The sequence below is a fragment of the Actinomycetospora sp. genome (genome assembly GCF_036497245.1).
Taxonomy (GTDB): domain Bacteria; phylum Actinomycetota; class Actinomycetes; order Mycobacteriales; family Pseudonocardiaceae; genus Actinomycetospora.
Genome location: NZ_DASXJS010000155.1, coordinates 1 through 11629, shown reverse-complemented (window position 1 = coordinate 11629; position 11629 = coordinate 1). Strand labels below are relative to the sequence as shown.

The 11629-nt window shown below is 73.2% G+C and carries 12 protein-coding genes; 8 read left to right on the top strand and 4 right to left on the bottom strand.

Annotated features, from left to right (window positions below):
• Positions 1-471, bottom strand: a 471-nt coding sequence (locus VGI02_RS16800; protein ID WP_331628856.1) for an enoyl-CoA hydratase-related protein, incomplete at its 3' end; no start/stop codon positions are given.
• Between the two features lie 97 nt (positions 472-568).
• Here VGI02_RS16800 and VGI02_RS16795 point away from each other — a divergent pair.
• Positions 569-1039, top strand: coding sequence for a GNAT family N-acetyltransferase (locus VGI02_RS16795; protein WP_331628854.1), 471 nt, complete (start codon positions 569-571; stop codon positions 1037-1039).
• Positions 1040-1231: 192 nt separating this feature from the next.
• On the opposite strand, the gene VGI02_RS16790 is transcribed toward VGI02_RS16795, so the two are convergent.
• The 3 genes from VGI02_RS16790 to VGI02_RS16780 form a co-directional block, all read right to left on the bottom strand.
• Positions 1232-1801 (bottom strand): DinB family protein, encoded by a 570-nt coding sequence (locus VGI02_RS16790; protein ID WP_331628852.1) that lies wholly within the window; start codon positions 1799-1801, stop codon positions 1232-1234.
• 105 nt (positions 1802-1906) lie between these two features.
• Entirely contained in the window at positions 1907-2878 is a 972-nt protein-coding gene (locus VGI02_RS16785) for a DUF559 domain-containing protein (RefSeq protein WP_331628850.1), read from the bottom strand.
• Positions 2879-2980: 102 nt separating this feature from the next.
• Positions 2981-3586 carry a TetR/AcrR family transcriptional regulator gene (locus tag VGI02_RS16780; RefSeq protein ID WP_331628848.1) on the bottom strand — a complete coding sequence of 202 codons (606 nt, stop codon included), beginning with the start codon at positions 3584-3586 and terminating at the stop codon, positions 2981-2983.
• Between the two features lie 180 nt (positions 3587-3766).
• Here VGI02_RS16780 and VGI02_RS16775 point away from each other — a divergent pair, with 180 nt between their 5' ends.
• From VGI02_RS16775 to VGI02_RS16745, 7 genes are all read left to right on the top strand, one after another.
• Positions 3767-4918 carry an acyl-CoA dehydrogenase family protein gene (locus VGI02_RS16775; RefSeq protein ID WP_331628846.1) on the top strand — a complete coding sequence of 384 codons (1152 nt, stop codon included), beginning with the start codon at positions 3767-3769 and terminating at the stop codon, positions 4916-4918.
• A gap of 35 nt (positions 4919-4953) precedes the next feature.
• Positions 4954-6486, top strand: coding sequence for an acyl-CoA carboxylase subunit beta (locus VGI02_RS16770; RefSeq protein ID WP_331628844.1), 1533 nt, complete (start codon positions 4954-4956; stop codon positions 6484-6486).
• Between the two features lie 32 nt (positions 6487-6518).
• The gene (locus tag VGI02_RS16765) at positions 6519-8477 is read left to right on the top strand and encodes an AMP-binding protein (protein ID WP_331628842.1); all 1959 of its coding nucleotides are present in this window, start codon (positions 6519-6521) and stop codon (positions 8475-8477) included.
• A complete protein-coding gene (locus VGI02_RS16760) occupies positions 8474-8929 on the top strand; it encodes a MaoC family dehydratase (RefSeq protein WP_331628840.1) in 456 nt (151 codons plus the stop codon). Before VGI02_RS16765 ends, VGI02_RS16760 begins: the two co-directional genes overlap by 4 nt.
• 25 nt (positions 8930-8954) lie before the next feature.
• On the top strand, positions 8955-9767 hold the full coding sequence (locus VGI02_RS16755; protein WP_331628838.1) for an HpcH/HpaI aldolase/citrate lyase family protein: 813 nt from the start codon (positions 8955-8957) through the stop codon (positions 9765-9767).
• 11 nt (positions 9768-9778) lie between these two features.
• Positions 9779-10645 (top strand): LLM class flavin-dependent oxidoreductase, encoded by an 867-nt coding sequence (locus VGI02_RS16750; protein ID WP_331628835.1) that lies wholly within the window; start codon positions 9779-9781, stop codon positions 10643-10645.
• A gap of 169 nt (positions 10646-10814) precedes the next feature.
• Positions 10815-11629 (top strand): beta-ketoacyl-ACP synthase 3 (locus VGI02_RS16745; protein WP_331628833.1); only part of this gene is annotated, 815 nt, incomplete at its 3' end.

Genomic DNA, 11629 nt, shown 5'->3' with positions numbered 1-11629 from the left:
GTACCCGCCGCCCGCCGCGGTGCCGTTCAGGGCCGCGATCCAGGTCTGGCCGGCGTCGGTCATGTCCTCGATGCCGTTGCGGGTCTCGTTGGTGAACTTGCAGAAGTTCACCTTCCACGGGTGGCTCGACCCGGCGAGCATGCGGATGTTCGCGCCGGCGCAGAAGTTGGTGTCCTTGCCGCTGGTCAGCACCACGCTGCGCACCTCGGGGTGCGAGAAGCGCAGGCGCTGTGTCAGGTCGTAGAGCTCGATGTCGACGCCGAGGTCGTAGGAGTTGAGCTTCAGCTCGTACCCCGGGACCAGGCCCCCGTCCTCGGCCACGTCCAGATAGACCCACGCGGTCTCGCCGTCGACGGTGAACCGCCAGTGCCGGTAGCGCTCCGGGCTCGTGTCGAAGTCGACGCGCGGCGTTGCGCCCTCAGCGCCCGCCTCCGCCGCGTCCTCCCCGACGGCGTTGACCGGCTCCTCCAGGACCGTCACCGTGAGACCTCCCCTTGTCGTCTGGGCCACATTCTACGAGACTCTGACGGCGAGGGGAAGAGCCGTAGACAATCGAGGAGGACGGTCCGTGACGAAGGAGTCCGGCGGAGCACGTGAGCTGACCTGGACCGCGGAGCCGACCCCGCGGTGGGACGCGGACAAGGAGGCGGCCTTCTCCCCCGCCGGACCGGCGGTGCACGGGCTCGGGACACCCGGCGAGAGCGACGCGCTCGGCGACGCCTGGTGGCGGGTGGAGACGGCCGCGGGCGAGGTCGCGGGCTTCGGGCGCCTCGACGACACCTGGGGCGACGCCGAGGTCCTGGTCGCCGTCGTGCCCGCCTTCCGCGGCTCCGGGGTCGGCGCGTGGGCGATGGACCGGCTCGGCGAGGAGGCCGCGGCGCGCTCGCTGAATTACGTCTACAACGTGGTGCCGGTCGGCCACCCGGACCGCGAGACCGTGGCGTCCTGGCTCGCGGGCCAGGGGTTCGACGCCCGCGACACCGGAGAACTGCGCCGCCGGGTCACGACGCGCGCGGCCACCACGGCGCCCTCGCAGTAGCGCGGGGCGCCCTCGCAATAGCACCGAGAGCGCCACTCCCCCGCCGGGCGCACTCCCCCGCCGGAACGAACGACTCGTTCGTGCACATAGAGGCCACGAACGAGTCGTTCGTTCCGGCGGGCGAGAGTCGTGCGCGGCAGGAGTCGTGCGCGGCCGGAGTCGTGCGGGCCGGAGTCGTGCGGGGGCGGACGGTCAGCCCATCGTCTTCGCGCCGTCGAGGGCCTCGCGCAGCATGTCGGCGTGCCCGGCGTGCTGGGCGGTCTCGGCCACGACGTGCATCAGCACCCGCCGGACCGACCGCGACGCCCCCGGCTCGAACCACGGCGCCTCGGGCAGCGGGTAGGAGGCGTCGAGGTCCGCGTCGACGACGAACGCGTCGGTCTCCGCCGCGACCCGGGCGTAGTGCGCGAGCACCGACTCCAGGGTCTCGTCGCCGACGAGGTTGAACTCGTCGTGGCGCATGTCGCCGGCGGCCATCCGCTCCTGGATCACCGGGTCGTTCCAGTCGATCTCGGGCCATTCCATGCTCAGCGCCTCGGTCCCCACCTTCGCGAACCGGAGCCACCCCGCCTCGGTGTCGGCCACGTGCTTGACGAGCCCGGCGAGGTTGAGCACCGAGCCGGTCGTGCGCCGGGTCGCCTGGTCCTGGTCCAGACCCTGGAGCGTCTGCAGGAGGAACCCGCGGTGCACGCGCAGCGTCTCGACGAGGTCCCGGCGCTCACCGGTGAGCGAGTCGAGGTCGACGGCGGGGATGTCGGTCACGGCCACAGTGTCCTCCTTGTTCCTGCTGGTGAGAAGCACGCTAGAGAGCAAGGCGGTCAACTGCTGTCCTGCTTCTCCGGCCGTTGTCCGGGGATCTCGTGGCCGTCACGGGCGCGACGCGAGCACCCCCCGCAGGGTGGCGAGGAAGACCTCGGGATTCTCCGTCAGCTCGTACCAGTGGGTCCGCACGACGACCCACCCCTCGGCCGCGAGGGCGCTCTGCCGAGGTCCGTCGACGAGGAACGCGCGCACGTCCCGGTGGTAGGCCCAGCCGTCGATCTCGAGGATGACTTTCTCGCGGCCGAAGACGACGTCGACCACCGCCCGCCCGAACCCCGGGACGTCCATCGGCACGTTCGCCGCCCAGCCGACGATCCCGGCGGCCCGCATCCCGGAGTGGGCGAGCCGCTCGGCCTCGGAGACCGCACCCCCCGCGGCGAGCGCGAGCAGGCGGGCGATCACGGGCGCACCGCGCCGGCCGGACCTTCGGACCTGAGCGTGGCGCAGCGCCTCGAGGGTCACGACGCGCCGCTGCAGCGCCCGGTCCACGACCTCGGCGCCCCGGCGGATCCCGAGGGTCGCGGCCGCGTCGAGCACGGTGGGGACGAGAGTCGTGACCCGCAGTCCCCGTCGCACGGTTCGGTCCACGTCGGGGACGGTCCGTCGTACGAGGAGGACCCCGGCACGGCGGCGGTGCTGTCGCTCGCGCTCCACGGCGATCTCGATCGGCGCCGGCCGGTCATCGAGCAGCCCCCACCACCAGGCCGCAGCCGGCCCGACGAGCACCGCCTCGCCGCCGACCGAGAGCATCGCCGCGCGGATCGTGGCGCGCGGCGTCTCCTCATGGGTCGCGACGAGGTACACGCGGTACGCGATCCGGACCCACTGCTTCGTCGCGACCCGACGTCGAATGGTCGCGTCGCTGTACCCGATCTCACGAGCCTGGTCGAGGTGGATCACGCCGTCCTGGCGTCGCAGCAGCGCGTGCAGCCGGGCCTCGCGGCGTCGCCGGTCGTCGGTGTCCATGTCCCTTCGACGCAGCGCGGAGCCGGGCGGATCCATCCGGTTTCGGCCCATGATCGCGAAGCGTGCGGCGGAACGACGCAGATCTGACGCATTCCGCCGCACAGAAGTGGATCAAGAGCTGGGGCGGGGCTGGGTGCGCTGTCGCGAGAGGGCTCAGCCGAGCGCGGGCAGCAGCACCGCCGCGACCTGCTCCCCGAGCTCATGGGGGGTCAGCGCACCGGCGGGGTCGTACCACTTGTAGACCCAGTTCGCGGCCCCGAGGCAGGTGTTGACGAAGGCCTTGGGCGCCATCGGGAGCACGAGGCCCGTCGCCGCGAGATGCGCCTCGACCGTCTCGTGCACCACCGCCTCGTAGGCCCGCCGTCGTTCGAGGATCGGTTCGGCCAGTTCGGGCGGGAGCTCCGACTCCTCCTCGAAGCAGATCTTCAGCAGGTCCTGGTGCTCGCAGGTGTAGGCCACCCGCTCGACGATCAGCCCGCGGAACGCCTCGAGCGGTGACGGCGCGGCCGCCACGATCGCCCGCGCGCCGTCGAGGCTCTCGTCGAGGACCGACTCGTAGATCTGCACGAGCAGGTCCTGCTTGGTGCGCCAGTAGTGGTAGAGGGCGGGCTTCGAGAGGTCCACCTCGCCGGCGATGTCGTTCATCGAGGTCGCGCGGTAGCCGCGACGGCTGAAGACACCGACCGCGGCGGAGAGGATCCGCTGACGCTGCTCGTCGGCACGGCTCCCGACGGCGGTACCGGCACCACGCGCGACCATCCGCCCTCCTCTACCGATTCGACAGCGACGACTGCCGCTGATCTTGACGACCACCCGACGCCCTGCGCTTGACCATGGACTGTGAGCCAGCATACGTTCGTCCGACCGGTCGGTCGAACACTTCGGCCGGACCGCCGGACCCCCGGACCCCGGACCCCCGCTCGACCGCAAGGAGCGCGCATGGCCTTCGACCTCGACGAGACGCACGAGGACTTCCGGGCGAGCGTCCGGGCCTTCACCGACCAACGCGTCCGTCCCGTGGTCGACGAGGCCGAGCGTTCCGGGCGTCCCCCCGAGCGCCTCTGGAAGGAGATGGGCGACGCCGGGCTGCTCGGCCTGCTGACGCCGCCCGAGCTCGGCGGGTCGGCGGGTGAGGGCGGCGAGTCCGTCGCGATCGCCCTGGTCGCCGAGGAGCTCTCCCGCGCCTGCGGCGGCATCGCGGTCAGCGCGCTGGTCAGCGCCTACATGGCCGGGCCGCACATCGTCCGCTACGGCACCCCCGAGCAGCAGCAGCACTGGGCCACCGCCCTCGCCGCGGGCACCGCGATCGCCGCCATCGCCGTCACCGAGCCGGGCGCGGGCTCCGACGTCGCGGGCATCACCGCGAAGGCCCGGCACACCGATGAGGGCTGGGTGATCGACGGCCGGAAGATGTTCATCACCAACGCCGGGCTCGCCGACGTGATCGTCGTCGGCGCCAAGACCTCCCCCGACGCCGGGCACCGCGGGATCACCACGTTCGTCGTCCCCGCGGACACGCCGGGCCTCTCGCTCGGCGCGCCGCTGCAGAAGATGGGCTGGCACTCCTCGGACACCCGCGAGGTGATCCTCGACGGGGTCACCGTCCCCGACGACGCCGTTCTCGGCGGCCTCGATCGCGGCTTCTACCAGATCATGGCGGCCTTCCAGCTCGAGCGCGTCGTGCTCGCCGGCATGGGCCTCGGGCACGCCGCGGAGGCGATCGCCACGGCCACCGCGTACGTCCGGGACCGCGAGGTCGCCGGGGCGCCGCTGACCGCGCTGCAGACGGTCCGCCACCGGATCGCCGCGATGGAGGTCGAGCTCGACGCCGCCCGGGCCGTGACCTACCAGGCCGCCGACCGCCTCGACCGGGACCATCCCGACGCCGGTCGCTCGGTGGCGGCGGCGAAGTACTTCGCGGCGAAGGCCGCCGACCACATCGTCGACGAGGCCCTGCAGCTCTTCGGCGGCGCCGGCTACCTCGAGGAGACGCCGATCGTGCGCCACCAGCGCGACGTGCGGATCCTGCGCATCGGCGGCGGCACCGACGAGATCCAGCTCGAGATCCTCTCGAAGCGGCTGATCCCGTGACCGGCACGTCGAACGGGCTCCGTCCCCCGAGGGAGGTGCCGGCGCCCGTCCCCCCTGGGGCGCCGGCACCTCCCTCGGCGGACGACATCCTCATCGCGGCCGAGACCGCCCGCGCCGGCGGCGACACCAGCCGGTACCCGACCACGCTCAACGCCCGCGAGCGCCTGGCCGTGCTGCTCGACGAGGGCAGCTTCGTCGAGGACGGGCTGCTCGCCGGAACGCTGCCCGCCGACGGTGTGATCACCGGGGTCGGGACCGTCGAGGGCAGGCCGGTCGCGGTGATCGCGCACGACTTCGGGGTGAAGGCCGGCTCGTGGGGTGAGCTGACCTGCGAGAAGCAGATCCGCATCCTCGAGCGCGCCGACCGCGACCTGCTGCCCGTCTACTACCTCGTGGACTCCGCGGGCGGGCGGCTCACCGAGCAGATGGGCTTCTTCCCGGGCCGCCGGGGCGCGTCGAAGATCTTTCAGCTCCAGGTCGCGCTGTCCGGGCGCGTGCCCCAGCTCTGCTGCCTGCACGGCCCGTCCGCCGCGGGCGGGGCGTACATGCCCGCGTTCACCGACTGGGTCGGGATGGTCGAGGGCCGCGCCTCGATGTTCCTCGCGAGCCCGCGGGTGGCCGAGAAGGTCACCGGCGAGCGCACCACCGAACGGGAGATGGGCGGCGCGCGCATGCACGCCGAGGTCTCCGGCTGCGGCGACTCGGTCTTCGACGAGGACTGGCAGGCGATCGCCGCCGCCCGGCTGCTCCTGGACTACCTCCCCGACGACTGGACGCAGCGGCCCGCCGTCGTCGAGCCGCGCGAGCCCGAGGAGCAGGACTGGACCGGCGTCATCCCGACGGACCCGGTCACCGGGTACGACGTCATCGAGGTCATCGACCGGCTCGTCGACGCCGGGACGTTCTTCGAGATCAAGCCGGACTGGGCCCAGGAGATCGTCGTCGGGCTCGCCCGGCTCGAGGGCCGCGTCGTGGGCCTCGTCGCGAACCAGCCCGAGACGCGCTCCGGTGCCATCCACGTCGACTCCGCCGACAAGGCCGCGCGGTTCATCTCCTGGTGCGACGCCTTCAACATCCCGCTGGTCTTCCTCCAGGACGTGCCCGGCTTCATGGTCGGCGTGGCGGTGGAGCGCCAGGGGATCATCCGCCACGGCGCGAAGCTGATCACCGCGATGGCCTCGGCGGAGGTCCCGAAGTTCTCGGTGATCCTGCGCAAGGCCTACGCCGCGGGCTTCTACGCGATGTGCGCGCCGGGCTTCGAGCCGCGGGCCACCATCGCCCTGCCGAGCGCGTTCATCGGCGCGATGGGCCCGGAGGCGTCGGTCAACGCGGTGTACGCCCGCAAGATCGCCGACATCGCCGACGAGGACGAGCGCGCGGCGTTCGTCACCGCCCGCGTCGACGAGCACCGCGCCGAGATCAACCTGCTGCGGATGGCGTCCGATCTCGTCGTCGACACCGTCGTGCCCGGCGAGGAACTGCGCGCCGAGCTCGCCGTCCGCCTGCGCCATGCCGACGGCTGGACCCGTTCCGCACCCCGTCGTCACCACCCCGTCAGCCCGGTCTAGCCGACTCCGTCCCGCACCAGGAGAGGACGATCATGGATGATCGCGACACCCTCAGCGCCCTGATCTCGGCACCGCTGCTCCCCCTGCGGCCCGACCAGCGCTCGGAGCGCTACGCCGCCGAGATCGCGCACGCCCGCGCGCTGCACGACGCCGACCCCGACGACTACTGGGCCTGGGTCGCCGAGCAGCACCGCTGGCTGCGCCCCTACGACACCGTGCGCACCGGCGAGTTGGGCGACTTCCGCTACTTCGACGGCGGACTGATCAACGTCGCCGACAACTGCGTCGACCGGTGGGCCGAGGACCCGGCGACCGCGGACCGCCCCGCCGTCGTCTGGGAGGGGGAGCCCGGCGACACCCGCACCGTCACCTACGCCCAGCTCGCCGACGAGGTGTCCCGCCTCGGGGCCGGCCTGACGGCGCTCGGGGTCGGCAAGGGCGACGTCGTCGCGATCTACATGCCCAACCTCGTCGAGGCGTTCACCGCCATCCACGCCTGCAACCGCATCGGCGCGATCTACACCGTGCTCTTCTCCGGGTTCGGCCGCGACGCGGTGGCCTCGCGGCTGGCCTCGGCACGGGCGAGCGTGGTCGTGGTCGCCGACGCGATCTACCGCCGCGGGAAGCCGGTGCCGCTGCTGGAGACGCTGCGCGCCGCCCGGCCCGACGCTCCCACGCTGCGTCACACCGTCGTCGTCGACCGCACCGGGAACGGTGTCCCGCTCACCGACGGCGAGACATCCTACGGCGAGCTGGTCGCCGCCCACCCCGAGGGCAGCGAGGTCGTCCCGCTCGACCCGAACGAGCCGGCGTTCCTGATCTTCACCAGCGGCACCGAGTCGCGACCCAAGGGCGTCGTGCACTCGGTGGGCGGGTTCCTGCTCGGCACCTGGGCCAATGCGCACTGGCAGGCCGCGCTCACCGACGACGACGTGTACTGGGTCGCCGCCGACGTCGGGTGGCTGACCTTCCCGATCCAGGCCGTGATCGGCGGGCTCGCGAACGGCGCGACCATCGCCTGCTACGAGGGCGCCCTGGACACCCCGGGCCCGTCGCGGTTCTACGACGTCTGCGAGCGCCACGGGATCACCAAGGTGCTGTGCGCGCCGACGGTGCTGCGCATGCTGCGCAAGTTCGGGAACGACGACGCCGCCCTCTCGCCCGCCCGGCTCACCACGCTGGAGCTGATCACCGTGCAGGGCGAGCCCCTCGACGGCGAGACGTTCACGTGGGCCACGACGACCCTCGGCGTCCCGGTGGTGAACGCGTACGGCCAGACCGAGACCGGCTCCACCTGGACCTACCCCGTGGCCGGTGTCGACGACCTCAAGGCGGGCTCGACGGGGACGACACTGCCCGGGCACGCCTACGCGGTGCTCGACGACGAGGGCCACCCGGTGCCGGCCGGGGTCAAGGGCAACCTCGTCATGACGCGCCCGTTCCCCACGCTCGCGCGGACGGTCTGGGACGACCACGACCGGTACCTCTCGACCTACTTCGCGCGCTTTCCCGGCTGCTACGCCACCAACGACGAGGCCGTGGTCGACGCGGACGGGCACCTGTGGGTGCTCGGGCGCGCCGACGACGTCATCAACGTCGCCGCCCACCGGCTCTCGACGATGGAGATCGAGGCCGTGGTGGGGTCGCACCCGCGGGTGGTGGAGGCGGCCGTCGTCGGGGTCCCGGACGAGACGAAGGGGACGGTGCCGGTGGCGTTCGTGACGGTGTCCGCCGGCTCGGCGGACGGGGTTCCCGACGAGGTGAAGAAGCTCGTCGGCGACAGCATCGGCGGGATCGCCCGCCCGGACCGGGTGATCGTCACCGGAGCCATGCCGAAGACCCGCACCGGGAAGATCATGCGGCGGCTGATGCGCGAGGTCCTGCTCCACGGTGAGGCGCGCAGCGACACCAGCGCCCTCGAGGACCCATCGAGCCTGGAGACGCTGGCCGCGGCGGTCTCGACCGGTGCGAGCGGGCCGGAGACCCGGTGAGCGGTCTGTGGTTCGAGGAGCTCCCCGTCGGTCTGGTCGTCGAGCACGCGACCCGGCGCACGGTCACCGAGACCGACAACGTGCTCTTCACGACGATGACGATGAACCCGGCGCCGCTGCACCTCGACCACGCGTACGCGGCGACCACCGAGTTCGGGAGACCGCTGGTCAACAGCATGTTCACGCTCGCGCTCGTGGTGGGGCTCTCGGTCCCGGAGCTGACACTGGGGACGATCGTGGCCCAGGTCGGGCTGACCGACGTCTCGTTCCCGGCGCCGGTGTTCCACGGCGACACGGTGCGGGTCGAGACCGAGGTGGTCGAGTCCCGGGAGTCGCGCTCGCGCCCCGGGGCGGGCCTGGTCGGGTTCGCCCACCGGGCCTTCAACCAGCGCGACGAGCTGGTCTGCTCGGCGCGCCGGACGGGCCTGATGCACCGGCGCCCTGCGCCGTGATCGCGACGGCGCGATGATGGCGCCCGTGAGGGTGCCCCGTTCCCTGCTGTTCGTGCCCGGCGGCCGCGCGGACATGGTCGCCAAGGTGCCGCGCTCGTCCCCGGACGCGGTCGCCGTGGACCTCGAGGACGCGGTGGCGCCCGGCGACAAGGACGCCGCGCGCGCGACGGCGGTCGAGGCGGTGGCGGCGCTGCCCGGGTCGGCGACGCTCGTTCTGATCCGGGTGAACGCCCCGGGCACGCCCTGGTACGACGCCGATGTCGCGGCAGTGGCGTCGTCGGCGGCGGACGGCGTGGTCCTGCCCAAGCTGGAGGACCCCGCGCAGCTGGCCGACCTGGCCCGACGGATCGGTGACCGGGTGGTCGTCGCCGGCCTGGAGACCGGGCGCGGGGTGGCGCGGGCGCGGGAGCTGCTCGGCGGCCCCTCCCTGCTCGCCGCCTACTTCGGCGCGGAGGACTACATCGCCTCGGTCGGCGGTCGTCGCAGTGCCTCGAGCCGCGAGGTGCTCTACGCCCGCTCCGAGACGCTGCTCGCGACGCGGCTGGCCGGGGTCGGGGCGCTCGACCAGACGGTCGTGAACGTCCGCGACACCGATCTCTTCCGTGCCGACGCCGCCGAGGGCCGCGACCTCGGGTACGACGGCAAGATCTGTATCCATCCGGCGCAGGTGGCCCTGGCCCACGAGGTGTTCACGCCCTCCGACGAGGAGGTCGCGCACGCCCGGAAGGTGGTCGGGGCCGCCCGGTCCGGGGTCGGGGTCGTCGACGGCGAGATGGTCGACGACGTGCACGTGCGGATGGCGGCGGCGGTGCTGAGCCGGGCAGGGGTCCAAGCGTGAAGGTCGGTCTCATGCTGCCGCCCACGGCGGACGCGGCCGAGATCCCGGCGCTGGCGGCCCGCGCGGAGGAGCTCGGGTTCGACCTGGTGGCGTGCGGCGAGCACGTGCTGTTCGGGAGCCCGACGTCGAACGCCTTCGTCGCGCTGGCCGCGGCGGCCGCGGCGACGTCCCGGGTCCGGTTGGTCTCCGCGGTCACGTTGCTGCCGCTCTACCCGGCGGTGCTCGCGGCGAAGATGGCCACGACCGTGGACCGGGTGTCGGGTGGTCGGTTCGAGCTGGGGATCGGGGTCGGCGGGGAGAATCCGGCGGAGTTCGCGGCGTGCGGGGTCCCGGTCAGCGCGCGGAGCCGTCGCACGGACGCCGCGCTCACGACGGTGCGGGCCTACCTGGCCGGCGAGCAGGTCGACGTCGAGGGCGAGCCCACGCGTCTCGACCCGCTGCCGGTCCGGCCGATGCCGATCTGGGTCGGCGGCCGCGCCGAGGCGTCGATGCGCCGCGCCGGGCGCGCCGGCGACGTGTGGATGCCCTACCTGTGCAGCCCGGACCGCGTCGCCCGGGGCCTGCGGGTCGCGAACGACGTCGCCGCGGAGCAGGGGCGGGCACCGATCACCGGCGGCCTGCTGGCGTGGTCGGCGGTCGCGGCGTCGCGCAGCGAGGCCCGTGACCTCGCCGTCGGGACCCTGCATCGGATCTACGGCCAGGACATGGACCGCCTCGTCGACGCCTGTGTCCCCCACGGCACCGCCGACGACGTCCTGGCGCGGTTCGGCGAGTACGCCGAGGCGGGCGCCGAGCAGATCCTGTTCGCGCCGCTGTGCGCCGAGGGCGGGCACGGAGCGGTCATCGAGGAGATCGGCGCCGCCCTCACGCGCACCTGACGCGGATCCCGTTCCCGCAGCTCACGGCGCTCCCCCGGGGTCCTCCGACGCCGCCGGACGACGCGGTGTGACTCGACGCACCGCCGTACCGATTAGTAGGACTTCCGAGTAACCACGAGGTCGCGCGACGGTGGACGCCCGCCCGTCCCTATCGCTCGCGAGGCACCCCTTGGGTCATCCCACCGCACTGACCGCCGGCCACGCCGCGACGATGCTCGGCCTCGGCGCCTACCGGCCGCGGCGCTCCGTCACCAACGACGAGGTGTGCGAGTACCTCGAGGTCGACGCCGACTGGGTGCACGCACGATCCGGCATCCGGAGCCGGGGCTTCGCCGACCCCGACGAGACCGTGGTCGCGATGGGTACGGCCGCCGCGCGGGACGCCCTCGCGGCGGCTGGAGTGGCCGCCGCCGACGTCGCCGTCACCGTGGTGGCCACCATGTCCTCGGACACCGCGTGCCCCCAGGTCGCGACCCGCGTGGCGCACGAGATCGGCGCGGTCAACGGGGCCGCGATGGATCTCGGCGCTGCCTGCGCGGGGTTCTGCTACGCCCTCGAGGTGGCCGCCTCGCTCGTCGACGCGGGGCACGGCGCGGTGCTGGTGGTCGGCGTCGAGCGGATGACCGACATCGTCGACCGCACCGACCGCTCCACGGCGTTCCTGTTCGGCGACGGGGCGGGCGCGGCCGTCGTCGGGCCCGCGACGACGCCGGGGATCGGCCCGGCGGCGTGGGGCGCCGACGGCGCCCAGGCCGAGCTGATCGTGCAGTCGCCGTCGTTCCTCGAGCACACCCGCGGGCTCGACGACCGCATGCCCGCGCTGCGGATGCAGGGCCCGGCCGTGTTCCGGTGGGCCACGACGGTGATGCCGCCCCTGGCGCAGCTGGCCCTCGACCGCGCCAGGTGCAAGCCCGAGCAGCTCGACGTGTTCGTCCCGCACCAGGCCAACGCGCGGATCACCGACGGGATGGTCCGCGCCCTCGG

Bases quoted from the DNA above. Each gene is read 5' to 3' on its own strand.
- VGI02_RS16785 (WP_331628850.1), bottom strand. From the start codon at position 2,878: ATGGGCCGAAACCGGATGGATCCGCCCGGCTCCGCGCTGCGTCGAAGG.
- VGI02_RS16780 (WP_331628848.1), bottom strand. From the start codon at position 3,586: ATGGTCGCGCGTGGTGCCGGTACCGCCGTCGGGAGCCGTGCCGACGAG.
- VGI02_RS16775 (WP_331628846.1), top strand. From the start codon at position 3,767: ATGGCCTTCGACCTCGACGAGACGCACGAGGACTTCCGGGCGAGCGTC.
- VGI02_RS16765 (WP_331628842.1), top strand. From the start codon at position 6,519: ATGGATGATCGCGACACCCTCAGCGCCCTGATCTCGGCACCGCTGCTC.
- VGI02_RS16750 (WP_331628835.1), top strand. From the start codon at position 9,779: ATGCTGCCGCCCACGGCGGACGCGGCCGAGATCCCGGCGCTGGCGGCC.